Below are 22082 nucleotides of genomic sequence, written 5' to 3'. Positions count from 1 at the left end.
GGCCGGCACCGGTGGCGGTGGTGGACACCGTCGGCGCCGGCGACACCGTGCAGGCCGCGCTGCTGACCTGGCTGGCCGAACACGACCGGCTCACGCCCGAGGCGATTCGCACGCTGGACCGCAGCGCGCTGGAAGCCGCGCTGCGGTTCGCGGTGCACGCCGCGGCGATCACCTGCTCGCGCCGCGGCGCGGACCTGCCGCGGCGGCACGAGCTGGGCTGATCCGTGGACGCCCTTTTTGAGCGCTAGAGCCTGCGATGCCCCTGCGCCGGCAGCTGCCGCCGGACCTCGGCGATGCGGGCCACGTCCAGCTCGGCGATCACCACGCCCTCGCCTTCGTCGCGGCAGGCCAGCAGCTCGCCCCAAGGGTCGGCCACCAGGCTGTGGCCCCAGGTGCGGCGTCCGTTCTCGTGCGTGCCGCCCTGTGCCGGCGCCAGCACGTAGCACTGGTTTTCCACCGCCCGGGCGCGCAACAATAACTCCCAATGCGCGCGGCCGGTGGTGTAGGTGAAGGCCGAGGGCACCACGATCAGGTCGCAGGGCGCCGGCTGCATCAGCGCGCGGTACAGCTCGGGAAAACGCAGGTCGTAGCAGACGCTCAGGCCCACGCGCAGGCCATCGGCATCGAAGGCCACCGGCGTGCTGCCGGCTTCGAGCACGCGGCCCTCGTCGTAGCGCTCGCGGCCGTTGTCGTAGGCGAACAGGTGGATCTTGTCGTAGCGCGCCACGCGCTGCCCGTCAGGGCCCCAGACACAGCAGCTGTTGCGCACGCGCTCGGGGTCGGCGGTGCGCAATGGCAAGGTGCCGCCGATGAGCCACACGCCGTGCTCGCGCGCCAGCGCCGCCAGGGTCTGCTGGATCAGGCCTTCGCCGTCGGCTTCGGCCACCGCCAGCTTGTCGCGATCGGTACGGCCGAGCAGGCAGAAGTACTCGGGCAGCGCCACCAGCCGCGCGCCCGCCGCAGCGGCCTCGGCCACCAGCCGCGAGGCGGCCTCCAGGTTGCGGCCCACCTCGGGCACCGAGACCATCTGCAGCGCGGCAATCTTCATGCGGGCTCTTTCATCGTTCGGCATCAGGGGGTGCGCGCCACCGGGGACGAGGCCGCGGCGGCCGCGGCGGGCGGGCCGCTCCGGTTGTGCTCGACCTGCAGCACCTTCGGATCGTCCCAGCTGCCGCTGACATGGAATTCGCGGGTGCCGGCTTCACTGAGCGGCCCGCTCAGCAGCCACTGGGTCAGGAAGGTGCCCAGGCCGATCACCGGGTTGATCGCCGCATAGGCCAACGAAGCGGTGCCGGCGTTGATCTCCGGCACCACCACCACGCGCAGGTCCTGCGTCTCGTGCGTGATGTCGGCCTGGCCTTCCATCAGCACCACCGCCTGCACGCCGCGCAGCCGCAGGTTGCGGGTGCTGGCGATGCCGCGCGAGAGCTGCACGTCACCGCTGACGTTGTCGAAGGCGAAGCCTTCCTGGAACACGTCGCGGAAGTCCAGCAGCAGGCGCCGCGGCAGCGACTGCAGACTCAGCACGCCCAGCAGCCGGGCCACGCCGGGTTCGGCCTTCAGGAACTGGCCGGCATCGAGCGCCAGCTTCATCTGTCCGTCCATCGACGGGATGTCCAGGTCCAGCGGCGAGCCGGCCCAGCCCACGCTGCCCTGCAGCTGGCCCTTGCCGCCCTTGACCACCTTGCCGAAGCCCAGACGTTCCAGCAGCTGGCCGCTGTCGGCAATGTCGAAGCGGAAGTCCAGCGCCATGCGGCGGCGCTGCGGTGCCCCGGCCACGTAGCCCCACTGTCCGCTGGCGCTGAAGCTGGCCTCGGGCATCTGCAGCGACAGCCGGTTCAGGCGCCATTCGCGAGACGACTCGACACCGCTGAGGCTGCGGTTCACCGCTTCCACCGCCAGCTTGCCGAGCTTCTTGCCGCGCAGCTCGAAGTCGTCGACCTCGATGTCCAGCGCTGGGACGCTGGTGGGTGCCTGTTCGAGCAGACCCTCGACACTCTCCGCATCGCTGCGCGGCAGCGACAGCCGCGCCAGCCGCGCATGGATGCGGCCGGCGGTGGCCGGGCCGCGCGCCTCGCGGTAGTCGACCACACCGCTGGCCTGGTCGGCCTCGACCTTGGCGCGCCAGCCGCTGTCCGCACCGTTCGCGTAGTGCTGCAGGTCGAGCGCCAGGTGGGTCAGCCGCCGGCCGCTGGCGATGAATTCCTGGGCCTTGATCTGCAGCGCTTGCGGCGCATAGCCGCCCTCCACGGCGGTCGCACCGGGCGCAGCCTTGGGCAGCACCGCCTGCCAGGCATCGACGTTCAGGCTCTCGGCCTCGATGGCGGCACGCACGCCGGGCGCCATCTCCGGCAACGGCGCCTGCAGCGCGATGGCGCCCCGCAGCACCTGCGGCACCTCGTGCGAGAGGTCGCGCAGGTACTGCGCCTGCAGCACGCTGCCCAGTTCCACGCGCAGCAGGTCGCGTGGGGCGGCGCCGCGCGGCTCGGCCGGCACGCTGGTCTGGATGCGCAGCGGCAAGGTCGCTTCCGCCGGCTTGCGCAGGGGCGGCGGCAGGTCGATGGCCAGGCCGGTGAGAGGGCTGGTCAGCAGCCACTCGGGCTGGCCGCGGTTGACCGCCAGCTGCAGCCGGTAGGGCGCCTGGCCCTGCAGCCGCGCGAGCCAGCGCGAGACATCGGCCAGCTCGGGGGCGCGGCGCAGGGCCTCGGCGCTGGCCGTGCCGCTGGCGCTGAAGCGCAGGCTGCCGTCGGGCTGGCTGCCGCCTTCGATGACGGCATCGCCGCCGAAGGCCCGCACCGCAAGGTTGTTCAGCCGCACGCCCTGCTGCGTGAAGTCGATGCGGCCGCGCGCGCCGGCCAGCAGCGGCGTGTCGGGGCGCAGCCGCACATCGCCGCCCTGCAGCGCGACACTGCCCTTGATCAGGGCCTGATCCAGATGATCCATCGGCAGCTTGAGGTTCAGCTTCAGCTCGGCCGGGCCGTTGAAGCTGGCCTGGTCCAGCACATGGCCGGTCCAGCCGGCCACCGGCGTGGCGTTCAGGTAGCGCAGCAGGTCGGCCGCGGGGCCGCGCGCCTGGCCGTCGATCTCGAGCACCGGCGCCCCGAGGTCGGCCATGCCGCCGTTCACGTCGTGCAGCTCCACGCCCCACAGCCGCGCCCGCGCCTGGCGGATCTGCATCTCGCTGCGCTCGAACACCAGCTCGCCGCTGACGTCGCTGAAGGCCGGCCACGGCGATTCCCAGCCCGGCTCGGACGGCACGTAGGCCAGGGTCACGCCCTGCACCTGACCGGCGATGCGGAACTCGCCGTCCTTGCGGTGCAGGTACGGAAAGTCCGACAGGTCGCCCTTGACGCGGAAGCTGGTGGCGCCGACCTTGCCCGCCACCACGGCGCGCTTGACATAGCTGCGCACGCTGTCCGGCAACCCCAGCGGCAGGTAGCGCGCCACGCTGGTGGCCTGGCCCTGCGTGAGCTTGCCCTGCAGCTCCAGCACACCGGGGAAGCGCCCGCCCTTGCCGAAGGCCGGCCCGCTGCCGGTGCGCCAGGTGGCGCTCAACTCGCCCTGCGCGTCCTCGTTCTCGAAGCGCACGTTGTCGACCTTCAGGCTGACGCGCGGCAGCGCTTCGCCTTCGGGCGCCGGCGTGGTGTCGGCCACGGGCTCGATGCGCCACTGCAGGTCCGCCGCAAAGCGCTTGAGCGCCAGCGAGGGACGCTCGAACACGCCCGGCAGTTCCAGCACGCCACCATTGAGACCCAGGCGAGCCTGGCCGCCGGCTTCGGTGGCGGTGAACTCGAAATCGGCGCCGCGCCAGCCGGGGCGCCCGATCGCGCCGGGCTGGCTCGCCGGCGCCGCGGCAATGGCCATGCCCTTGACCGCCGCCTTCGCGCTGTAGCGCTGCGGCGCATCCAGCGGCCCCTGCCAGCTGGCCTTCAGGTCGCTGACGCTGCCTTGCGGTGCCAGCTGGTCCAGCAGCTGGCGCACGCGCGCGCCCAGCGGCAGGCGCCCGGCGAGTTCGGCGGTCGTGGACAGGTCGAGCCGATCGATCGACAGCTCACCCCCGGTGACCGGCGCCTGCGTCAGCAGCTCGCTGGCGCGCTGCGGCTGCCGCTGCTTCCAGCTCAGCGACAGGTTGCCCTCGGGCCAGGCCTGCCCTTCGGCCGTGGTGAAGCCGAAGTGCGTGGCCGTGAGCGTCACGCCATCGGCCTGGCGCTCGGCCACCAGCCGTCCACTGGCCTGCTGCAAGGCCAGCGGTTCGAGGTCGGGCGCGAGCCGCACCGAAAGATCGCGCAGCGCCACGTCCAGGGTCGCCCCACGCGCCAGGCCATTGTCGAAATCGACCCAGGCCCGCAGCGCACCACGGCCCTGCGACAGCTCGAACGGCAGCGAGACATGCCGCCGCAGCTCGGCCACCGTGGCCTGCGGCAGGTCGGCATGCACGGTGCCGCGCCAGCGCTGCCAGTCGCCCGCACGGGCCAGCAGTGGCTGGCGCGCGCGCGCGCTGACGCTGAAGCGCTGGCCCCAGGCCGGCGGCGGCGTGGCGTCCAGGCGGAGCTCGTGGCTGCGCAGCCGGTTGCGCACGATCAGCTGCACATCGGACAAGGCCAGCGGTGGCGCGTTGCGCTGCTCGTCCACCCAGCGCAGCGCGCCGCGGCGGATCACGAACTCATGCTGCTCGAAGAACCAGTCGGCCAGCGCCGCACCATCCGCGCTGGCGTCCGCGCCCTCGACATCCATGCCGGCGACGTGGATGCGGCCCTGCACGTCGCGCCGCACCTCGAGCCGCGCGTCGTCGATCAGCAGCTGCTCGAAGCGCAGGTGCCAGGCCAGCAGGGCCGGCACCGACAGCGCGGCGGACAGGCGGGGCAGGCGCAGCGCCTCGCGGCCGTGGGCGTCGCGCAGCACCACGTCCTGCAGCGAGAAGGCCGGCACCCAGCCCGACGAACGCACCTCGATGCGGCCGATCTGCACCGGCACGCCGACTGCGCGGCTGGCATAGGCTTCGATCTGCGGACGCCATTCGTCGAGCCGAGGCAGAATCCCCCAATGCAGAGTCAGCCACGCGAGCAGGCATAAGCTCCACGCCGCAAACAGCAACCCTGCGCCCCACTGCAGCGCCGTGCGCCACCAGCGCAGCCTGCGGCGAGGCGTGGAAGCGGCGAACGTCATGAGAGAGTCGGATGAGGGACAAGCAGCACGTAGCGGCCTCTGAGCCAAGCCAGCCGGGCCGACCGCTGATGACACGATGCCGCCATCACGGCGCAGCGGCCATCGGGTCAATCTAGCACAGACCCTCTGACAGACCTGTCGCCGCGCCATGGGTTCCATCGACCAACCAATCGTGCCGCTGCCCGCCAGCGCCGAGCACAGCCGCTACGTGCAGCGCGTGCGCCGGCGCTATGCGGCCGAGCTGGGCCTGCTGGCACCGGGCGTGCCGGATGTGGCGACGATCGTCGCGCTGGTCGGCGCCCTGCGCGCGGGCGGGCGGGCGCTGCCCTCGGCGCTGCGCGTCGCACGCCAGCTGGTGCTGGAGCGGCTGGCGGTGCTGGACATCGAGCAGCAGGCGCCGCTGGCCCACGTCACCGGCGCGATGACGGCGTTGGCCGAGGCCACGCTGGGCCTGGCGCTGGAGCAGGCGCGTGCCGACGAGGACGCGCGTTGCGGCCCGCCGCTGAACGCCGAAGGCACGGTGATCGACTTCTGGATCATCGGCATGGGCAAGCTCGGTGCCCGCGAGCTGAATGTCTCGTCCGACATCGACCTGATCTACGTCTACGAGGAAGACGGCCAGACGCGCGGGCCGCTGGTGCTGAGCGCGCACGAGTATTTCTCGGCGGTGGCCAAGCGGCTGTACGCGCTGATTGGCGACACCACCGAAGACGGCTTCGTGTTCCGCGTCGACCTGGCCCTGCGGCCGAACGGCAACTCGGGGCCGCCGGTGGTGAGCATGGGCATGCTGGAGGAATACCTCCAGGTGCAGGGGCGCGAATGGGAGCGCTTCGCGTGGCTGAAGAGCCGCGTCGTCGCGCCGCGCGCGGCCGTCACCAGCGGTCGGGCGCTGCCGCTGCGCTCGCTGGTCACCGCCTTCGTCTACCGCCGCTACCTCGACTACGGCATCTTCGAAGGCCTGCGCCAGCTGCACCGCAAGATCCGCGAGGAAGCGCAGCGCCGCGCGGCCGGCCGGCCCGAGCGGGCCAACGACGTCAAGCTCTCGCGCGGTGGCATCCGCGAGATCGAGTTCATCGTGCAGCTGCTGCTGGTGGTGCGCGGCGGCCAGTTCCCGGAGATCCGCACGCGCTCCACGCTGAAGGCGCTGGGCCTGCTGGCCGGCCGCGGGCTGATGAAGCCCGAGACGGCCGAGAAGCTGGCCGAGGCCTACACCTTCCTGCGCCGCGTCGAACATCGCATCCAGTTCCTCGATGACCAGCAGACCCACCTGCTGCCGACGCAGGACGGCGACCTGGCCTGGATCGCGCAATCGATGGGCCTGGCCGCCTGCCGGCCCGATGCCTGCGAACTGCTGGACCGGCTGGGCGAGATCCGCGAGCTGGTGGCCACCGAATTCGACGCGCTGCTGCACGACGGCCAGGCGCCGCAGGCCCAGGGCGCGAAGAACGGCTGCCGCCAGTGCGGCAGCGGCCCCCTGCCACTCGACAGCGAGGCACTGGCCGAGAAACTGCCGCCGTCGCTGGCCGAGCGCGTGCGCCACTGGTGCCAGCAGCCGCGCGTGGCCGCCTTGCGCGACGAGAGCAAGCTGCGCCTGGGCAAGCTGGTGCTGCGCGCCTCGATGGCAGTGGAAGCCGAGCTGTGCACGCAGGACGCCGCGCTGCGCTTCATCGACTGGCTCGAACCACTGCTGCGCCGCGACAGCTACCTGGCGCTGCTGGTCGAGCGACCTGAAGTGATGAAGCGCCTGCTGCGCCTGCTGGGCCTGGCGCGCTGGCCGATGCAGTACCTGATGCGGCACCCCGGCGTCATCGACGAGCTGGCCGACCCGCGCCTGCTGCATGGCCGCTTCGACCGCGACGAGTACCTGCAGGCCCTGGAGGAGCGGCACGCGGCCTGGGAGCGCAGCGGCCAGGCCGACGAGGACGCGTTGCTCGACACGCTGCGGCACGCCCACCATGCCGAGGTCTTCCGCACGCTGGTGCGCGATGTCGAAGGGCTGATCACCGTCGAGCAGGTGGCCGACGACCTGTCCGCCCTGGCCGATGCCACGATGGACATCACGCTGCGCTGGGTCTGGCCGCGCCTGAAGCAGCGCCACCGCGAAGCGCCGCGCTTCGCGGTGATCGCCTACGGCAAGCTCGGCGGCAAGGAACTGGGCTACGGCAGCGACCTCGACGTGGTGTTCCTCTACGACGATGCCGACGAGCCCGATGCCGACCGCGCGCAGGAGGTCTATGGCCACTGCGTGCGCAAGCTCATCACCTGGTTGACGCTGCGCACGGCCGCCGGCGAGTTGTTCGACATCGACACCGCGCTGCGGCCCAACGGCAATTCCGGCCTGCTGGTGACCTCGATCGCCGCATTCGAGCGCTACCAGGTCGGCCGCGGCGGCAACACCGCGTGGACCTGGGAGCACCAGGCGCTGACGCGGGCCCGCTTCTGCGCCGGCTCGCCCGACCTGGCCGACCGGTTCGAGGCGGTGCGGCGCCAGGTGCTGGCCGCAGAGCGTGATGTCGAGGCCTTGCGGCGCGAGGTCGTCGGCATGCGCGACAAGGTGCGCCAGGCCCGGCCGGTGAAGGCCGAGGTCTTCGACGTGAAGCACAGCCCGGGCGGCATGATGGATGCCGAGTTCGCGGTGCAGTACCTGGTGCTGGCGCACGGCGCGGCGCATCCGGCCTTGCTGGACAACGCCGGCAACATCGCGCTGCTGCAGCGGGCCGAGGCGGCCGGGCTGCTGCCGGCCGGCGTGGGCACGGCCGCGGCCGATGCCTACCGCGAGCTGCGCCGCGCGCAGCACCGGGCGCGCCTGGACGAGCAGCCGACGCAGTTCCCGCCCGAGGCGCTGGCCGGCGCGCGCGATGCCGTGCTCGCGCTGTGGCAGGCCGTGTTCCCTTGAGCAGCCCGGCCGACGGGCGCCGCACGCAGCTGGACACGCTGGCCGTGGCCAGCCTGCTGCTGTGCTGCGTGCTGTGGGGCCTGAACCAGGTGGCCGGCAAGGTGGCGCTGGCCGAGGTGCCCCCGCTGCAGCAGGCCGCGCTGCGATCGCTGGGCGCGGCGCTGCTGGTGTGGGGCTGGGCGCGCTGGCGCGGCATCGCGCTGCCCTGGTCCAACGGCACGCTGCGGGGCGGCCTGCTGGCGGGGGTGCTGTTTGCCGTGGAGTTCGGCTGCATCTTCGTCGGCCTGCAGTTCACCAGTGCATCGCGCATGGCGGTGTTCGTCTACCTCGCGCCCTTCGTCGTCGCGCTGGGCATGCCGCTGGTCACGCGCAGCGAACATCCCAGCGCGGGGCAGCTGGCGGGCCTGGGCGCCGCCTTCGCCGGCGTGGCCTGGGCCCTGGCCGAGGGCTGGGGCGGTTCCTCGTCGGCCGGCCCGCGGCAATGGCTGGGCGACGCACTGGGCGTGGCCGGCGCGCTGCTGTGGGGCGGCACGACCCTGGTCATCCGCGGCAGCCGGCTGGCCAGTGCGGCACCCGAGCAGACGCTGCTGTACCAGCTGGCAATCTCCGGCGTGCTGCTGGGCCTGGCGACACTGGCCGCCGGCGAGACGAGGCCGCTGCATTTCAGCGCTATCACCTGGCTGATGATGGGCTACCAGACCATCGTCGTCACTTTCGCGAGCTACCTGCTGTGGTTCTGGCTGGTGCGCCACTACCCCGCGACGCGCCTGGCCGCCTTCACCCTGCTGACGCCGCTCATCGGCCTGGTGGCTGGCGCCGGACTGCTGGGCGAGGCGCTGACGCCGCGGCTGGTGATCGCCTCCATCGCGGTGGCCGGCGGCATCGCGCTGGTGAACCGGCCGCCGCGGCGCTGAGCCCCTCGCTGTCGCGTCGTTGTCGCCCGCGGGTCTGCGGCGGCCCTAGACTGGTGCCACCTTCGTCACCAGGAGACTCGCGATGATCACGCTGTGCGGCTTCAGCCTCTCGAACTACTACAACAAGGTCAAGCTGGCCTTGCTGGAAAAGGGCATCCCCTTTCGCGAAGAGCTGTGCATGACCGGCTCATCCGACGAGGAAGTGCTGAGTTGCTCGCCCCTGGGCAAGGTGCCCTTCATCCGCACCGCGCAGGGCAGCCTGTGCGAGAGCCAGGTCATCCTTGATTACCTGGAAGCTGCCTATCCCGAAACGCCGCTGCTGCCGACCGACCCCTGGCAGCGCGCCAAGGTGCACGAGTTGGTGACCTTCATCGACCTGCACCTGGAGCTGGTGGCGCGCGAGCTGTACCCGCAGGCCTTCTTCGGCGGCACGGTCAGCGAGAGCAACCAGGCCCGCATCCGCAAGCAGCTGACGAAGAACATCGCCGGCTTCAAGCGCCTGGCCAAGTTCGGGCCCTACCTGGCCGGGGAACACTTCACGCAGGCCGACTGCGCGGGCTGGGCCAGCCTGCCGCTGGTGGGCATGGCCAGCAAGATCGTGCTCGGCGAAGACCTGCTCGTGGCGGGCGGCGTGAACTGGAAGCCCTACATCGCACTGGTCGGTGAACGGCCGACGGCGCAGAAGGTGGCCGCCGACCGCAAGGCCGACCAGGACCGTATTGCGGCGCTGAAGCAGGCGGGCTGAACGCAGCCGCTCAGGCGGGCTGGATACCGGGCCCGCCGGTGGCTGCCGTGGCGGCAGCGGCGAGCTTGGTCGTCACTTCCTTGCGGAAGCGGTTGAGCTCCTGCACGCTGGCGAAGCTGCGCTCCATCAGCAGGCTCATGTTGTGCAGGATGCGTTCGACGACCTTGTTCTCCCACACGGTGTCGAACTGGATCTGCTTGTCCAGCCAGTGCTCGAGCCACGCCGGATCGGGCAGGCGGCTCTGGATGGTGTCGCGCGGGAACAGCTTCTCGTTCACGTGCAGGTTGGTCGGGTGCAGCGCCTGCGCGGTGCGGCGGGCGCTGGCCATCAGCACGCCCACCTTGGCGAAGGCGGCACGCGCTTCGTCGCCGAACTTGTTCAGCGCACGCTTCATGTAGCGCAGGTAGGCGCCGCCGTGGCGCGCCTCGTCCTTGGCCAGGGTTTCGTAGATCTGCTTGATCACCGGCTCGGTGTGCCATTCGGCTGCGCGGCGGTACCAGTGGTTCAGGCGCACCTCGCCACAGAAATGCAGCATCAGCGTCTCGAGCGCCGGCGCGGGGTCGAATTCGAAGCGCACCTGGTGCAGCTCTTCCTCGGTGGGCACCAGGTCGGGCCGGAAGCGGCGCAGGTACTCCATCAGCACCAGCGAATGCTTCTGCTCCTCGAAGAACCACACGCTCATGAAGGCGGAGAAGTCGCTGTCGTCGCGGTTGTCGCGCAGGAACATCTCGGTGGCCGGCAACGCGGCCCACTCCGTGATCGCGTTCATCTTCACCGTCTGCGCCTGCTCCTCGCTGAGCAGGCTGGCGTCGAATCGGCTCCAGGCAATGTCCGAGTCCATGTTCCAACGCACGGATTCGAGCTGCTTGAAAAGTTCCGGGTAGAGCATCGCGGTTCCTTGATCAGCCTGCCATTCTAGGCGGTGAGTGGTGACAAAGGGTCAAGTGGCCCAGGCCGCCCAAAACCCCCATTGCAATGAGGGCCTATTCATACTCATCGATCCAAAGTGATACCGTTCGGTCACTATTAAACCGATCAGTTCAACTGGTGGGGCTGAAACGAATGAAACCGTATCGACGCGCTGGCGCGGAACTCTTTTGGACCCAGCGTATCAACAACGCATCGGGGCCCTTGCGTGAGGGATTCGAGGCGCAGGCCCCGCGCTGCTTTCAGCCGTGCAGCCTTCCGGGCAACCGGACAGCAATCCTGAGGCGCTTCTCCTCCTCCTCCCTCCCTCCCTCGTTCGCATCAGGGCGCTGCACGGCTTCTTCCCTTGTCCGCGGTGATCATCACCGCGGTGGCGTGGAGGCGTGAAGGCCATGGCCCGCCTCCCGCGTGTGGCCGTGGTCGGGTCCGGCATTGCCGGCCTGGCGACAGCCTGGCAACTGGCCGGTTCCGGATCCGGTCCGGCGCTGGCCGATGTCACGCTGTTCGAAGCCGATGCCCGGGCTGGTGGCCATGCCCACACCGTCGACCTGAACCTCGAGGGCATCACGCACGGGGTCGACACCGGGTTCCTGGTGTTCAACCATGCCACCTACCCGCAGCTGCGGGCGCTGTTCGGCGCGCTCGGTGTCGCCACCGCGCCGTCGGACATGTCGTTCTCGGTGCAGCTGCCGGACTGCGGCCTGGAGTGGAGCGGCACTTCGCTGGACACCGTGTTCAGCCAGCGACGCAACCTGCTGCGGCCCGACTTCCTGCGCATGCTGGCCGACCTGCTGCGCTTCAACCGCTTGACGACCCGCATCGCGCAGGAGCTCGATTCCGGCGCCTCGGACACGGGCCTGCGCGCGGTGTCGATCGGCGAGTTCCTGGCCCGCCACCGCTTCGGCACAGCCTTCCGCGATGCCTACCTGCTGCCGATGCTCGGCTGCATCTGGTCCTGTCCGACCGCGCAGATGCTGCAGTTCCCGGTGCTGACGATGATCCGCTTCTGCCACAACCACGGGCTGATCCGGGTTCGCCACCGGCCGCAGTGGTACACGGTGCAGGGCGGCTCGCGGGAATACGTGCAACGCCTGCTCGGGCAGCTGCCCGACGTGCGCCTGAACTCGCCGGTGACCGCCTTGCGCCCCATGCCGCCGGACAGCGGCGACGCCGGGGTCTGGCTCGAGGCGGCCGGGCGCGCCGAGCGCTTCGATGACGTGGTGCTGGCCTGCCACACCGACCAGAGCCTGCGGCTGCTGGGCGAAGGCGCCAGCGAGCCGGAACGCAGGCTGCTCGGCGCCATCCGCTACCAGCACAACCGCGCGGTGCTGCATACCGACACGTCGTTGCTGCCCCGGCAGCGCAAGGCCTGGGCGGCCTGGAACTACGAGCGCTCACCCCAGCCGGCGCAGGAAGGGTCCGGTGTCTGCCTGCATTACCTGATCAACCGCCTGCAGCCGCTGCCATGGCGCACGCCGGTCATCGTCTCGCTGAACCCGGTCCGCGAGCCGGACGCTGCGCTGGTGCATCAGACATTCGACTATGCCCATCCGGTGTTCGACCAGGCTGCCATCGACGCCCAGCAGCAATTGCCGACGATCCAGGGCCGCCGACGCGTGTGGTTCGCCGGCGCGTGGACGCGTTACGGCTTCCACGAGGACGGCCTGCGTTCGGCCCAGGCCGTCGTGGCCGGCCTGCAGGGGCATTGGCGGCAGCAGGCGGCGCGGGCGCAGGAGCGGCTGCAGGAGCGGGCCGCATGAACCTCACGCTGCAGCGGCCGCAGATTGGCGTCGGCGAAGTGCGCCACCGCCGTTTGCGGCCTGCCGCTCACTTTTTCTGCTATCCCACCTGGTTCCTGCTGCTGCCCATGCGCTCTCTGCGCGCGTGTCCTGACGCGGCCCTGCGCCGCAACCGCGCTGGCTGGGTCAGCTTCCACGACGCCGACCATGGCGACGGCCGCGCCGACAGCCTGGCATGGCTGGACGACGTGCTGCAACTGGAGGGCGTCACCGACGCGGACGGCGAGGTCTGGCTGCACACCTACCCGCGCGTGCTCGGCTATGCCTTCAAGCCAGTGAGCTTCTGGTACTGCCACCGCGCCGACGATTCGCTGGCCGCCGTGGTGGTCGAGGTGAACAGCACCTTCGGCGAGCGCCACGCCTACCTGCTGCACGGCCCGTCGCTGGCCTTCGGCGTGGAGCAGCAGGCAGCCAAGCGCCTGCATGTCTCGCCCTTCTGCCGCGTCGAGGGCCGCTATCGCTTCCGCTTCCTGCGCCGGGCCGCGCCGGAGGCCCGCACGGTCGTGCGCATCGAACACGATGACGATCTCGGCCCGCTGCTGATCACCAGCGTGAGCGGCCTGCTGGCGCCCCTCACCGCCGCCAGCCTGCGCCGCGCGTTCTGGCGCATGCCGCTGCTGACGCTGGGCGTGATCACCCGCATCCACTGGCAGGCGCTGCAGCTGTGGCTCAAGCGCGTGCCCTTCTTCGGCCGTCAGCCCCCTGGGGCGCCAGCCACCCACCACGATCCTCGTCCCGCTGCATGAGCACCGCCACCCGCCTCGCCCCCGCCAGCCTGCCCGCCACCGCACCGGCCGCCGCGCGCGCGGTGTTCACCCTGCTGCGCCAGCTGCGCATCGGCACGCTCGACGTGCAACTGCCCGACGGCGGGCAGCTGCGCTTCGGCTCCGGCGCGCCCGAGGAGCCGCAGGCCGCCGTGCGACTGCACAACTGGCGCGTCTGCGCGGCCACGCTGAAGTCCGGCGACATCGGCTTCGCGGAGACCTACATCGCCGGCGACTGGGCCTGCAACGACCTGGTGTCGCTGCTGACGCTGTTCATCGCGAACCGCGACGCGATTGAATCGATGGTCTATGGCCACTGGTGGGGCCGCTGCCTGCACCGGCTGCGCCACCTGCTGAACCGCAACTCGCGCGCCGGCAGCCAGCGCAACATCCATGCGCACTACGACCTCGGCAACGATTTCTACCGGCTGTGGCTGGACGACAGCATGAGCTACTCCAGCGCCTGGTTCAACGGTGACCATGCGCAGCCGCTCGCCCAGGCCCAGCAGGCCAAGATGCGCCGGGCGCTGGCCCAGTGCCAGCTGCATCCGGGCCAACGACTGCTGGAGATCGGCTGCGGCTGGGGCGCGCTGGCCGAATGCGCCGCGCGCGAGTTCGGCGCGCAGGTCAACGGGGTCACGCTGTCGAGCGAGCAGCTGGCCTATGCACAACAGCGGCTGGGCCAGGCCGGCCTGGCCGGGCAGGCCCGGCTGCGATTCCAGGATTACCGCGACATCGACGACGGCCCCTACGACGCGATCGTCTCGATCGAGATGTTCGAGGCCGTCGGCCGGGAATACTGGAGTGGCTACTTCCGCCAGGTTCGACGTCTGCTGAAGCCGGGCGGCCGGGCCTGCATCCAGTCGATCACGATCCGGGACGATCTTTTCGATCGTTATGTCTCCGGCACCGACTTCATCCAGCAGTACATCTTTCCGGGCGGTCTGCTGCCCAGCGCGCAGGCCTTCCGGGCGGAGGCGGCGCGCCACGGCCTGAAGGTGGTCGACGAACTGGCCTTCGGCGCCGACTATGCGGAAACCCTGCATCGGTGGCGGGCCGAGTTCATGCGCCGCGACCGGCAGGTGCTGGGCCAGGGCTTCGACACGCGCTTCTTGCGCATCTGGGAGTTCTACCTGGCGTACTGCGAAGCGGCGTTCGCCACCGGCAACACCGATGTCCGCCAGTTCACGCTGCAGGCCGCCTGAAACCGCCATGCGCGCGCTGGCCGTCCTCTGTCTCGGGCTGGGTTGCTGGCTGCCGCTGGCGGCGAACGAGCAGCACCTGCCACCGCAGCTGCCGGAACTGGCGGCCGAACTGCCCGAGGCGCGCCCGGGCCCGGTGGCGACGGCGCGGGCCTTCGGTCTGCACATCTACGACGCCCGGCTGTGGACCACCCACCGCCTCGCGGGTGATGGTGCCGACCAGCCGCTGGCGCTGGAGGTGCGCTATGCACGCGCGCTGTCGGGGCCGCGCATCGCGCAGCGTTCGATCGACGAGATGCGCCGCCTGGCCGCCATCAGCGAGGCCCAGGCCCAGCGCTGGCTGCAGGCCCTGACCCAGTTGATTCCCGACGTCGAACCCGGCGACAGGATCACCGCCGTGCAGCGGCCCGGCCAGTCGGCGCGCTTCTTCGTCAACAGCCGACCGGTCGGCGAGATCGCGGACCCGGTGTTCGTGCGCCTGTTCTTCGGCATCTGGCTGTCGCCTCGCACCTCCGAGCCGGGCCTGCGGGCCCAGTTGCTGCGCCCCGCGTCATGAGCCCGGCCAGCTCCGCGCGCCTGGAATGGCTGCCCGCCGGCCTGCGCTACGGCGCCTTGGGCGCCCCGATGGCATTCGCCGCCCTGCCCCTGTACGTGCTGCTGCCCAGCCACTATGCCAACCAGCTCGGTGCGCCGCTGGCCGGCCTGGGTGCCGTGCTGCTGGGGGCACGCACGCTCGACGCGGCGATCGACCCCTGGCTCGGGCGGCTGGCCGACGGCATCCTCGGCCGCCCGCGCGGGCACGCACTGGCCTGGGCGACAGGTGCCGCGGTGCTGCTGGCGCTGGGCTTTTGCGCGCTCTTCTTTCCGCCCGCGCTGCCCACGGGGTCGCTGCTGATGTGGTGCGCGCTGGCGCTGCTGGTCACCTACCTCGGCTACAGCGGGCTGACCGTGCTGCACCAGGCCTGGGGCGCCCGCCTCGGTGGCGACGCGCGCCAGCAGTCCAGCCTGATCGGCTGGCGTGAAGGGCTGGCACTGGTCGGCGTGATCGTCGCCAGTGCCCTGCCCTCGCTGGCCGGCATGGGCGCCATGGTGCTGGCCTGCACGATCGGCCTGGCGCTCGGCCTCGCGGCCCTGGCGCGGGCCCCGTTCGCCGGCGGCCCTGCCACCAGCGCCACCGCCGCCCCACGCGCGGTCGGGTCGCCGTGGCGCCAGCCGGATTTCCGGCGGCTGATCGGCATCTTCGTCGTCAATGGCATCGCCAGCGCGGTGCCGGCCACGCTGGTGCTGTTCTTCATCCGCGACCGGCTGGCAGCACCCGGTCTCGACGGGCTGTTCCTGGGCGCCTACTTCGCGTCTGCCGCGCTGTCGCTGCCGCTGTGGACCCGTCTGGTGGCCCGCATCGGCCTGTGGCGCTGCTGGCTGGCCGGCATGGCGCTGGCCGTGTGCAGCTTCGTCTGGACGGCCACCCTGGGGCCCGGTGACACCACGGCGTTCCTGCTGGTCTGCCTGGGCAGCGGCATGGCCGTGGGCGTCGACCTGGTGGCCCCGGCCGCGCTGCTCACCGCGGTGATCCAGCGCGCCGGCGATGCGCGCCGCGGCGAGGGCGGCTACGTGGGCTGGTGGACCTGCGCCACCAAGCTGAACCTGGCGCTGGCGGCGGGCCTGTCGCTGCCGGCCCTGCAGGCCCTGGGCTACGTGCCCGGCGTTCGCACGGCCGACAGCACGGCCGCTCTGATGTTCTGTTATGCCGTGGTCCCTTGCGCGCTGAAGCTGCTGGCCGCAGCGCTGCTGTGGCAAGGCCGGCACCACTTCGAAAGTTCGACACCATGAGATGCCTTGCAAGCTGGCTCGCCCGAACGCGTTCGTCCGCGCTCGGCCTGTGCCTGTCCATCGCGATCACCACGTTGCTGGCCGGCTGCGCGGCGCCCAAGCCCTCGGACTACGCGGCCGCCACACCCAAGCTGGACCTGAGCCGCTACTTCAACGGCAAGCTGCAGGCGCATGGCATCGTCGTCGATCGCGCCGGCAAGCTGCTGCAGCGCTTCACCGTCGACCTCGAAGGGCGCTGGCAGGGGCAGGAAGGCGTGCTGGAAGAGCACTTCCTCTACGCCGACGGCCGGCGCGAGCAGCGCACCTGGCGACTGAGCGCGGGCCCCGACGGCAGCTATCGCGGCCGCGCGGCCGACGTCGTCGGCGAAGCGCTGGGCCAGGCGGCCGGCAATGCGCTGAACTGGCAGTACACCCTGCGCCTGCCCGTGGGCGACCAGGTCTACGACGTGCAGTTCGACGACTGGATGTTCCTGGTCGATGAGCAGGTGATGCTCAACCGGGCGGTCATCAGCAAGTTCGGCCTGCGCGTCGGCGAAGTGCTGCTGTCATTCCGCCGCCTGTGACGACCGGCCTGCCGCCATGTCCCTGAATCCCCCCATCCGGTCCTGGCAAGGCCAGTGCGTGTGGCTGGTCGGTGCCTCCACCGGCATCGGCCGGGCCACCGCCAGTGCACTGCACGCCCAGGGCGCCAAGGTGATCGTCTCCGCCCGGAACGCCGTGGCGCTGTCCCGCTTCGTCGACGAGCATGCCGGCGCCGAGGCGCTTGCCTGCGACGCCACCGATGCACAGGCCCTGGAGCAGGCCGCGGCCTCGCTGGTGGCGCGCCACGGCCGCATCGACCTGACGATGTACTGCGCCGGCCACTACCACGCGATGCAGGCCACGCGCTTCGACCTGGCCGATGCGCTGAGGCACCAGCAGGTCAACTACGTCGGTGCCCTGAACTGGCTGGCGGCCGTGCTGCCCGTGGCACTGCGCCAGGCCGCGCAAGGCTTGCCGGCGCACCTCAGCGTGGTGGCCAGTGTGGCGGGCTACCGCGGGCTGCCGCAGGCGCTGGCCTACGGCCCGACCAAGGCCGCGCTGATCAACCTGGCCGAGACGCTGTACCTCGACCTCGCCCAGCACGGGGTCGGCGTGTCGCTGATCAATCCGGGCTTCGTCGAGACGCCGCTCACCGCGCAGAACCGCTTCCGCATGCCGGCGCTGATGCAGCCGGAACAGGCCGCACAGGCCATCATCGACGGCTGGCAGGCCGGCCGCTTCGAGATCCACTTCCCCAAGCGCTTCACGCTCGGCCTGAAGGCCTTGCGCTGGCTGCCCGACAGCCTGTACTTCGCCGCGGTGCAGCGCGGCGTCAATGCCTGATCAGCGCAGCCAGCCCTTGCGCCGGAAATACAGGAACGGCGCCGCCACCGAGGCCACCATCAGCCCCAGCGCGAAGGGGTAGCCCCAGGGCCACTCCAGCTCGGGAATGCTGCGGAAGTTCATGCCGTAGATGCTGGCGATCAAGGTGGGCGGCAGCAGCGCCACCGAGGCCACCGAGAAGATCTTGATGATCTTGTTCTGGTTGATGTTGATGAAGCCGACCGTCGCATCCATCAGGAAGTTGATCTTGTCGAACAGGAAGGCGGTGTGCGAGTCGAGCGAATCGATGTCGCGCAGGATCTGCCGCGCTTCCTCGAACTGCTCCGCATTGAGCATGCGGCTGCGCATCATGAAGCTCACCGCGCGACGCGTGTCCATCACGTTGCGCCGGATGCGCCCGTTCAGGTCCTCTTCCTTCGCGATCGCCGCCAGCGCGGCGCCGGCGGCGTGGTCGTCGACGTCCTGCGTCAGCACCCGGGCGCTGACGCGCTCGAGGCTGTCGTAGATGCTCTCCAGCGCATCGGCCGAATACTCGGCGTCGGCGTCGTACAGCTTCAGCAGCACGTCCTTCGCATCGCCGATCAGCGCAGGGATGCGGCGCGCGCGCAGCCGCAGCAGGCGGAACACCGGCAGGTCGACGCCATGCACCGAGAACAGCACGCCGTGCTTCAGGATGAAGGCCACGCGCACGTTGCGCGGCGCCACGTCATCGTCGATCAGGAAGTCCGAACGGATGTGGAGTTCGCCGTTGTCCTCTTCATAGAAGCGCGCCGACTCCTCGAGGTCGTCGTCGACGATGTCGTCGGGAATGGACAGGCCGAAGCGGGACAGGATCCAGCCCTTCTCCATCGGCGACGGGGCTTCGAGATCCACCCACACCGGCTGCGTGCGTGCCAGCACTTCGGGGTCGTCGACCTCTTCCTGCACCAGCCTGCCGTTGGCCAGCGCGAACACATTGAGCATGCTGTATCTCCAGCGCCAGGGCGGCCGGCCAACGGTGCGGCCGACACCGCGAAGTCAGGGCAGCGCGTCGGCCGTCAGCGCGGCGTGCTGCTCGCGCATCAGCGCTTCGAGGTCGTCGAAAGGCAGCGGCTTGGTGAACACGGTCACCGTCTCCGGCAGGCCACCCCGCTGGTCGATTTCGGCCGGCGACAAGGCGGTGACCACCACCACGCGCAGGGCTTCGCGGCCCTGCTGGTGGCCTTGCAGGGCCGCAATCATGCGGAAGCCGTCCATGCCCGGCATGTTCAGATCGGTCACCAGCAGGTCGGGACTTTCGTCGCCAATGCGCAGCAAGGCCTCGAATCCGTTGGTGGCGGTGCGCAGCTGCAAGGGCAGGTCCCAGCCTTCCATGACCATGCAGATGAGCTTGAGCATGTCCGGGTCGTCTTCGACCACCAGCACCCGCAGCGGGCGGTCATTGCTCTGCGCCGCGGCGTTGCCCTGGCCCATCAGCGCGTGGCTGCGCTCGGCAATCAGCTTTTCCACCGCCGCGCGCGAAATGCGCCGGTGGCCCCCGGCCGTCTTCCAGGCCGGCAGCACGCCACTTTCGACCCACAGTTGCACCGTGCGCAACGCGACGCCCAGGCGCTCGGCGGCCTCGCGGGTGGACAGCACATCGGCGTTGGCCGCGCTCTTTCGCATTGCAGTGTCGTTCGGGCTGTGGCGTGAACCCTGCGTCCCGCCAACGGGCACAGGAAGGGCTGACTGCGGATTCAGCACTTTAGCGTGTTTCCGGCGCTGCACCGTTGAACCGGCGGCACCTTGTGTGCCGGCGGCCGGCACGACACGCCAGCGCGTGCCAGAAGTTTGGCAAACCATGGGATGCTACACCGCCGGCCGGGCTTGTCATGCGCGCGTCATCGGGAGCACACTGGGTTCGCAACGGGTAGGTCACCAACCCGGTTGGCTGGCCCGGCCCGCTGCCAGATCTTGGCCAACTCTCGTGTAAAGGAGGTTCTGAATGAACCTGACGATCAGCGGACACCACCTCGAAGTGACACCGGCTCTGCGCGAGTACGTGCTCACGAAGCTGGACCGGGTCACCCGGCACTTCGACCAGGTGGTTGATATCAACGTGCTGCTGACGGTCGAGAAACTGACTGAAAAGGAACGAAGGCAGAAAGCGGAGGTCACCCTCCATGTCAAGGGCAAGGACATTTTCGTCGAGCAGTCCCACGAGGACCTGTACGCCGCCATCGATCAACTGATGGACAAGCTCGACCGTCAGGTCTGCCGGCACAAGGATCGCCTGCACGACCACCACCATCAGGCCGCCAAGCGAATGGACGCCGGTGCCGTCTGACAGCCCCCATGCCTGCCGCAACGGCCCTTCGGGGCCGTTTTTGCTGGGCCGCCGCGACTGCTGTGCAGCGCCGTGACAACATCCCGCAGTCGGGGGACCTGTCAACCGTGCAGTGCAGCAAGGCATTTCTATAATCATTGTTCTGTCACAGGACCCGTCGTTGCGCCGGCTTTGCAACTGCCGTGATGCGGGGTGAACGTCATGAACCGTCTCGCCGCTATCCTGCCCACCAGCAATGTGCTGGTGAATGTCGACGCAACGAGCAAGAAGCGAGCGTTCGAACATGCCGGCCTGCTGTTCGAGAACCAGCACGCCATCGCCCGCGCCACCGTCACCGACAACCTGTTCGCCCGTGAGCGACTGGGCTCCACCGGCCTCGGGCATGGCGTGGCCATTCCGCATGGCCGCATCAAGGGGCTGAAGAACCCGCTGGCCGCCGTGCTGCGGGTGCAGCAGCCGATCCCTTTCGACGCGCCGGACGACGAGCCGGTGAGCCTCCTGATCTTCCTGCTGGTGCCCGAGGCGGCCACGCAGCGGCACCTGGAAATCCTGTCCGAGATCGCCGAACTGCTGTCCGACCGCGAACTGCGCGAACGCATGAAGGCCGCCGAAGACGCCGCCGCGCTGCACAAGCTGATCGCCGACTGGGCGCCGCTGAAGTCGGTCGCCTGATCCGCCGCCGCTCTTGAAACCCACCTCGATCAGCGCGGAGGCCTTGTTCGAGGCCCATCGTGAAATCCTGCGCTGGGAGTGGATCGCCGGCCATGCCCATCCCGAGCGTCGCTTCGACGAGGCCGCGGTGCGCGACGCGCAGTCGGCCGCCGACCTGGTCGGCTACCTGAACTACATCCACCCCTACCGCGTGCAGATCGTCGGCCGCCGTGAGGTGGCCTACCTGTCGTCCTCGTCGCCCGAGGACCAGGAACGCCGCATCTCGCGCATCGTCACGCTGGAGCCGCCGGTGCTGATCGGCGCCGACGGCGTCGCCCCGCCGGACCGTCTGGTGGCGATGTGCGACCGCGCCGAGATTCCGCTGTTCGTCACCAGCGAATCGGCCGGCCAGGTGATCGACATCGTCCGCGCCTACCTCGCGCAGCTGTTTGCCGACCGCATCACGCGCCACGGCGTGTTCATGGACATCCTGGGTCTGGGCGTGCTGCTGACCGGCGAGTCCGGCCTGGGCAAGAGCGAACTCGGCCTGGAGCTGATCTCGCGCGGCCACGGCCTGGTGGCCGATGACGCGGTCGACCTGTACAAGGTGTCGCAGAGCGCGCTCGAGGGCCGCTGCCCCGATCTGCTGATGAACCTGCTCGAGGTGCGCGGCATCGGCCTGCTGGACATCAAATCGATCTTCGGCGAGACCGCGGTGCGCCGCAAGATGCGGCTGAAGCTCATCGTCCACCTGGTGCGCAAGGAGACGATGGAGCGGGAATTCGAGCGCCTGCCCTACGAGCCCCTGCACGAGGAGATCCTCGGCATCCCGGTGCGCAAGGTGGTCATCACGGTGGACGCCGGCCGCAACCTGGCCGTGCTGGTCGAGGCCGCCGTGCGCAACACCATCCTCCAGCTGCGCGGCATCGACACCTACCAGGAATTCATCGAGCGCCACCAGCGCGCGATGGAGCAGGGCGAGGAGTAGCTACTTCGTCTTGTGCGGGCACGCGGGCTTGGTGCACACCGCGTACAAGGCCAGCGCGTGCTCGTGCAGCTCGAAACCGCGCTCCTGCGCCACGGCACGCTGGCGCCGTTCGATCTCGGCATCGAAGAATTCCTCGACGCGGCCACAGCTCAGGCACACCAGGTGATCATGGTGCTGGCCCTCGTTCAGCTCGAACACCGCCTTGCCGGACTCGAAGTGGTTGCGCGTCAGCAGGCCGGCCTGCTCGAACTGCATCAGCACGCGGTAGACGGTGGCCAGGCCGATGTCAGCGCCTTCGGTCAGCAGCGTCTTGAACACGTCTTCGGCCGTCATGTGGCGTTGCGACGTGCGCTGGAAGACCTCGAGGATCTTGATGCGCGGCAGCGTGGCCTTCAAGCCGCTGCTCTTGAGTTCGTCGGCATTCGTCATGGCGTAGGGGACGGCGGCGAAAGGCGGGTCGCTAGAATCGGCGGATCATATCGAGTGCCGTGCCCTCTGCCCACGACGGGCGCTCACGGCCCTTCTCCCCT

Annotated in this window: 20 protein-coding genes; 14 read left to right on the top strand and 6 right to left on the bottom strand. The window is 70.1% G+C overall.

The features are described 5' to 3' along the window. On the top strand, nucleotides 1-221 hold a 221-nt coding region (locus ACILR4_RS21655), incomplete at its 5' end, for a PfkB family carbohydrate kinase (RefSeq protein ID WP_395702956.1). A 23-nt stretch (nucleotides 222-244) separates the two neighbouring features. On the opposite strand, the gene ACILR4_RS21650 is transcribed toward ACILR4_RS21655, so the two are convergent. Next, nucleotides 245-1048 (bottom strand): carbon-nitrogen hydrolase family protein, encoded by an 804-nt coding sequence (locus ACILR4_RS21650; protein WP_395702955.1) that lies wholly within the window; start codon nucleotides 1046-1048, stop codon nucleotides 245-247. Between the two features lie 23 nt (nucleotides 1049-1071). Continuing rightward, nucleotides 1072-5166 carry a YhdP family protein gene (locus tag ACILR4_RS21645; RefSeq protein WP_395702954.1) on the bottom strand — a complete coding sequence of 1365 codons (4095 nt, stop codon included), beginning with the start codon at nucleotides 5164-5166 and terminating at the stop codon, nucleotides 1072-1074. A gap of 148 nt (nucleotides 5167-5314) precedes the next feature. On the opposite strand from ACILR4_RS21645, the gene glnE reads away from it, so the two are divergent. From glnE to ACILR4_RS21630, 3 genes are all read left to right on the top strand, one after another. Next, nucleotides 5315-8062: a bifunctional [glutamate--ammonia ligase]-adenylyl-L-tyrosine phosphorylase/[glutamate--ammonia-ligase] adenylyltransferase gene (glnE, locus tag ACILR4_RS21640; protein ID WP_395702953.1), complete on the top strand. Its 2748-nt coding sequence runs from the start codon at nucleotides 5315-5317 to the stop codon at nucleotides 8060-8062. Beyond that, nucleotides 8059-8976, top strand: a complete 918-nt coding sequence (locus tag ACILR4_RS21635) for a DMT family transporter (RefSeq protein ID WP_395702952.1) — start codon at nucleotides 8059-8061, stop codon at nucleotides 8974-8976. Before glnE ends, ACILR4_RS21635 begins: the two co-directional genes overlap by 4 nt. A gap of 82 nt (nucleotides 8977-9058) precedes the next feature. After that, nucleotides 9059-9721: a glutathione S-transferase gene (locus ACILR4_RS21630; RefSeq protein WP_395702951.1), complete on the top strand. Its 663-nt coding sequence runs from the start codon at nucleotides 9059-9061 to the stop codon at nucleotides 9719-9721. A 10-nt stretch (nucleotides 9722-9731) separates the two neighbouring features. Here ACILR4_RS21630 and ACILR4_RS21625 read toward each other — a convergent pair whose 3' ends face one another. After that, nucleotides 9732-10610, bottom strand: coding sequence for a ferritin-like domain-containing protein (locus ACILR4_RS21625; RefSeq protein WP_395702950.1), 879 nt, complete (start codon nucleotides 10608-10610; stop codon nucleotides 9732-9734). Nucleotides 10611-11040: 430 nt separating this feature from the next. On the opposite strand from ACILR4_RS21625, the gene ACILR4_RS21620 reads away from it, so the two are divergent. From ACILR4_RS21620 to ACILR4_RS21590, 7 genes are read left to right on the top strand one after another with little or no spacing between them, the layout of a single operon-like run. Next, nucleotides 11041-12408 (top strand): NAD(P)/FAD-dependent oxidoreductase, encoded by a 1368-nt coding sequence (locus ACILR4_RS21620; protein WP_395702949.1) that lies wholly within the window; start codon nucleotides 11041-11043, stop codon nucleotides 12406-12408. Next, nucleotides 12405-13193, top strand: coding sequence for a DUF1365 domain-containing protein (locus tag ACILR4_RS21615; RefSeq protein WP_395702948.1), 789 nt, complete (start codon nucleotides 12405-12407; stop codon nucleotides 13191-13193). The genes ACILR4_RS21620 and ACILR4_RS21615 overlap by 4 nt, the downstream gene beginning before the upstream one ends. Beyond that, nucleotides 13190-14416 (top strand): class I SAM-dependent methyltransferase, encoded by a 1227-nt coding sequence (locus ACILR4_RS21610; RefSeq protein ID WP_395702947.1) that lies wholly within the window; start codon nucleotides 13190-13192, stop codon nucleotides 14414-14416. The genes ACILR4_RS21615 and ACILR4_RS21610 overlap by 4 nt, the downstream gene beginning before the upstream one ends. A 7-nt stretch (nucleotides 14417-14423) precedes the next feature. Further along, nucleotides 14424-14969, top strand: a complete 546-nt coding sequence (locus ACILR4_RS21605; RefSeq protein ID WP_395702946.1) for a chalcone isomerase family protein — start codon at nucleotides 14424-14426, stop codon at nucleotides 14967-14969. Continuing rightward, nucleotides 14966-16243, top strand: coding sequence for an MFS transporter (locus ACILR4_RS21600; RefSeq protein WP_395702945.1), 1278 nt, complete (start codon nucleotides 14966-14968; stop codon nucleotides 16241-16243). The genes ACILR4_RS21605 and ACILR4_RS21600 overlap by 4 nt, the downstream gene beginning before the upstream one ends. Next, the gene (locus ACILR4_RS21595) at nucleotides 16240-16806 is read left to right on the top strand and encodes a DUF3833 domain-containing protein (RefSeq protein WP_395702944.1); all 567 of its coding nucleotides are present in this window, start codon (nucleotides 16240-16242) and stop codon (nucleotides 16804-16806) included. The genes ACILR4_RS21600 and ACILR4_RS21595 overlap by 4 nt, the downstream gene beginning before the upstream one ends. A 16-nt stretch (nucleotides 16807-16822) precedes the next feature. Beyond that, the gene (locus ACILR4_RS21590) at nucleotides 16823-17608 is read left to right on the top strand and encodes an SDR family NAD(P)-dependent oxidoreductase (protein ID WP_395702943.1); all 786 of its coding nucleotides are present in this window, start codon (nucleotides 16823-16825) and stop codon (nucleotides 17606-17608) included. Here ACILR4_RS21590 and corA read toward each other — a convergent pair whose 3' ends face one another. Together corA and ACILR4_RS21580 are read right to left on the bottom strand one after the other, a co-directional pair. After that, nucleotides 17609-18571, bottom strand: coding sequence for a magnesium/cobalt transporter CorA (corA, locus tag ACILR4_RS21585; protein WP_395702942.1), 963 nt, complete (start codon nucleotides 18569-18571; stop codon nucleotides 17609-17611). A gap of 54 nt (nucleotides 18572-18625) precedes the next feature. Next, nucleotides 18626-19252: a response regulator gene (locus ACILR4_RS21580; RefSeq protein ID WP_395702941.1), complete on the bottom strand. Its 627-nt coding sequence runs from the start codon at nucleotides 19250-19252 to the stop codon at nucleotides 18626-18628. A gap of 319 nt (nucleotides 19253-19571) precedes the next feature. On the opposite strand from ACILR4_RS21580, the gene hpf reads away from it, so the two are divergent. The 3 genes from hpf (at nucleotide 19572) to hprK (ending at nucleotide 21552) form a co-directional block, all read left to right on the top strand. Continuing rightward, complete coding sequence (gene hpf, locus ACILR4_RS21575; RefSeq protein WP_395702940.1) at nucleotides 19572-19913, top strand: ribosome hibernation-promoting factor, HPF/YfiA family; 342 nt, start codon at nucleotides 19572-19574, stop codon at nucleotides 19911-19913. Nucleotides 19914-20114: 201 nt separating this feature from the next. Beyond that, on the top strand, nucleotides 20115-20585 hold the full coding sequence (locus tag ACILR4_RS21570) for a PTS sugar transporter subunit IIA (protein ID WP_395702939.1): 471 nt from the start codon (nucleotides 20115-20117) through the stop codon (nucleotides 20583-20585). Nucleotides 20586-20598: 13 nt separating this feature from the next. Continuing rightward, nucleotides 20599-21552, top strand: coding sequence for an HPr(Ser) kinase/phosphatase (hprK, locus tag ACILR4_RS21565; protein ID WP_395702938.1), 954 nt, complete (start codon nucleotides 20599-20601; stop codon nucleotides 21550-21552). On the opposite strand, the gene fur is transcribed toward hprK, so the two are convergent. Beyond that, complete coding sequence (gene fur / locus ACILR4_RS21560; RefSeq protein WP_395702937.1) at nucleotides 21553-21981, bottom strand: ferric iron uptake transcriptional regulator; 429 nt, start codon at nucleotides 21979-21981, stop codon at nucleotides 21553-21555. Between the last annotated feature and the right edge of the window lie 101 nt (nucleotides 21982-22082).

Source organism: Aquabacterium sp., from assembly GCF_044226965.1.
In the GTDB taxonomy this organism is placed as follows: domain Bacteria; phylum Pseudomonadota; class Gammaproteobacteria; order Burkholderiales; family Burkholderiaceae_C; genus Pseudaquabacterium.
The sequence above is the reverse complement of the archived record's forward strand: the minus strand, read 5'-3'. Positions and strand labels throughout refer to the sequence as shown.

Bases quoted from the DNA above. Each gene is read 5' to 3' on its own strand.
- ACILR4_RS21650 (WP_395702955.1), bottom strand. From the start codon at position 1,048: ATGAAGATTGCCGCGCTGCAGATGGTCTCGGTGCCCGAGGTGGGCCGC.
- ACILR4_RS21645 (WP_395702954.1), bottom strand. From the start codon at position 5,166: ATGACGTTCGCCGCTTCCACGCCTCGCCGCAGGCTGCGCTGGTGGCGC.
- glnE (WP_395702953.1), top strand. From the start codon at position 5,315: ATGGGTTCCATCGACCAACCAATCGTGCCGCTGCCCGCCAGCGCCGAG.
- ACILR4_RS21630 (WP_395702951.1), top strand. From the start codon at position 9,059: ATGATCACGCTGTGCGGCTTCAGCCTCTCGAACTACTACAACAAGGTC.
- ACILR4_RS21625 (WP_395702950.1), bottom strand. From the start codon at position 10,610: ATGCTCTACCCGGAACTTTTCAAGCAGCTCGAATCCGTGCGTTGGAAC.
- ACILR4_RS21620 (WP_395702949.1), top strand. From the start codon at position 11,041: ATGGCCCGCCTCCCGCGTGTGGCCGTGGTCGGGTCCGGCATTGCCGGC.
- ACILR4_RS21615 (WP_395702948.1), top strand. From the start codon at position 12,405: ATGAACCTCACGCTGCAGCGGCCGCAGATTGGCGTCGGCGAAGTGCGC.
- ACILR4_RS21610 (WP_395702947.1), top strand. From the start codon at position 13,190: ATGAGCACCGCCACCCGCCTCGCCCCCGCCAGCCTGCCCGCCACCGCA.
- ACILR4_RS21605 (WP_395702946.1), top strand. From the start codon at position 14,424: ATGCGCGCGCTGGCCGTCCTCTGTCTCGGGCTGGGTTGCTGGCTGCCG.
- ACILR4_RS21600 (WP_395702945.1), top strand. From the start codon at position 14,966: ATGAGCCCGGCCAGCTCCGCGCGCCTGGAATGGCTGCCCGCCGGCCTG.
- ACILR4_RS21595 (WP_395702944.1), top strand. From the start codon at position 16,240: ATGAGATGCCTTGCAAGCTGGCTCGCCCGAACGCGTTCGTCCGCGCTC.
- ACILR4_RS21590 (WP_395702943.1), top strand. From the start codon at position 16,823: ATGTCCCTGAATCCCCCCATCCGGTCCTGGCAAGGCCAGTGCGTGTGG.
- corA (WP_395702942.1), bottom strand. From the start codon at position 18,571: ATGCTCAATGTGTTCGCGCTGGCCAACGGCAGGCTGGTGCAGGAAGAG.
- ACILR4_RS21580 (WP_395702941.1), bottom strand. From the start codon at position 19,252: ATGCGAAAGAGCGCGGCCAACGCCGATGTGCTGTCCACCCGCGAGGCC.
- hpf (WP_395702940.1), top strand. From the start codon at position 19,572: ATGAACCTGACGATCAGCGGACACCACCTCGAAGTGACACCGGCTCTG.
- ACILR4_RS21570 (WP_395702939.1), top strand. From the start codon at position 20,115: ATGAACCGTCTCGCCGCTATCCTGCCCACCAGCAATGTGCTGGTGAAT.
- fur (WP_395702937.1), bottom strand. From the start codon at position 21,981: ATGACGAATGCCGACGAACTCAAGAGCAGCGGCTTGAAGGCCACGCTG.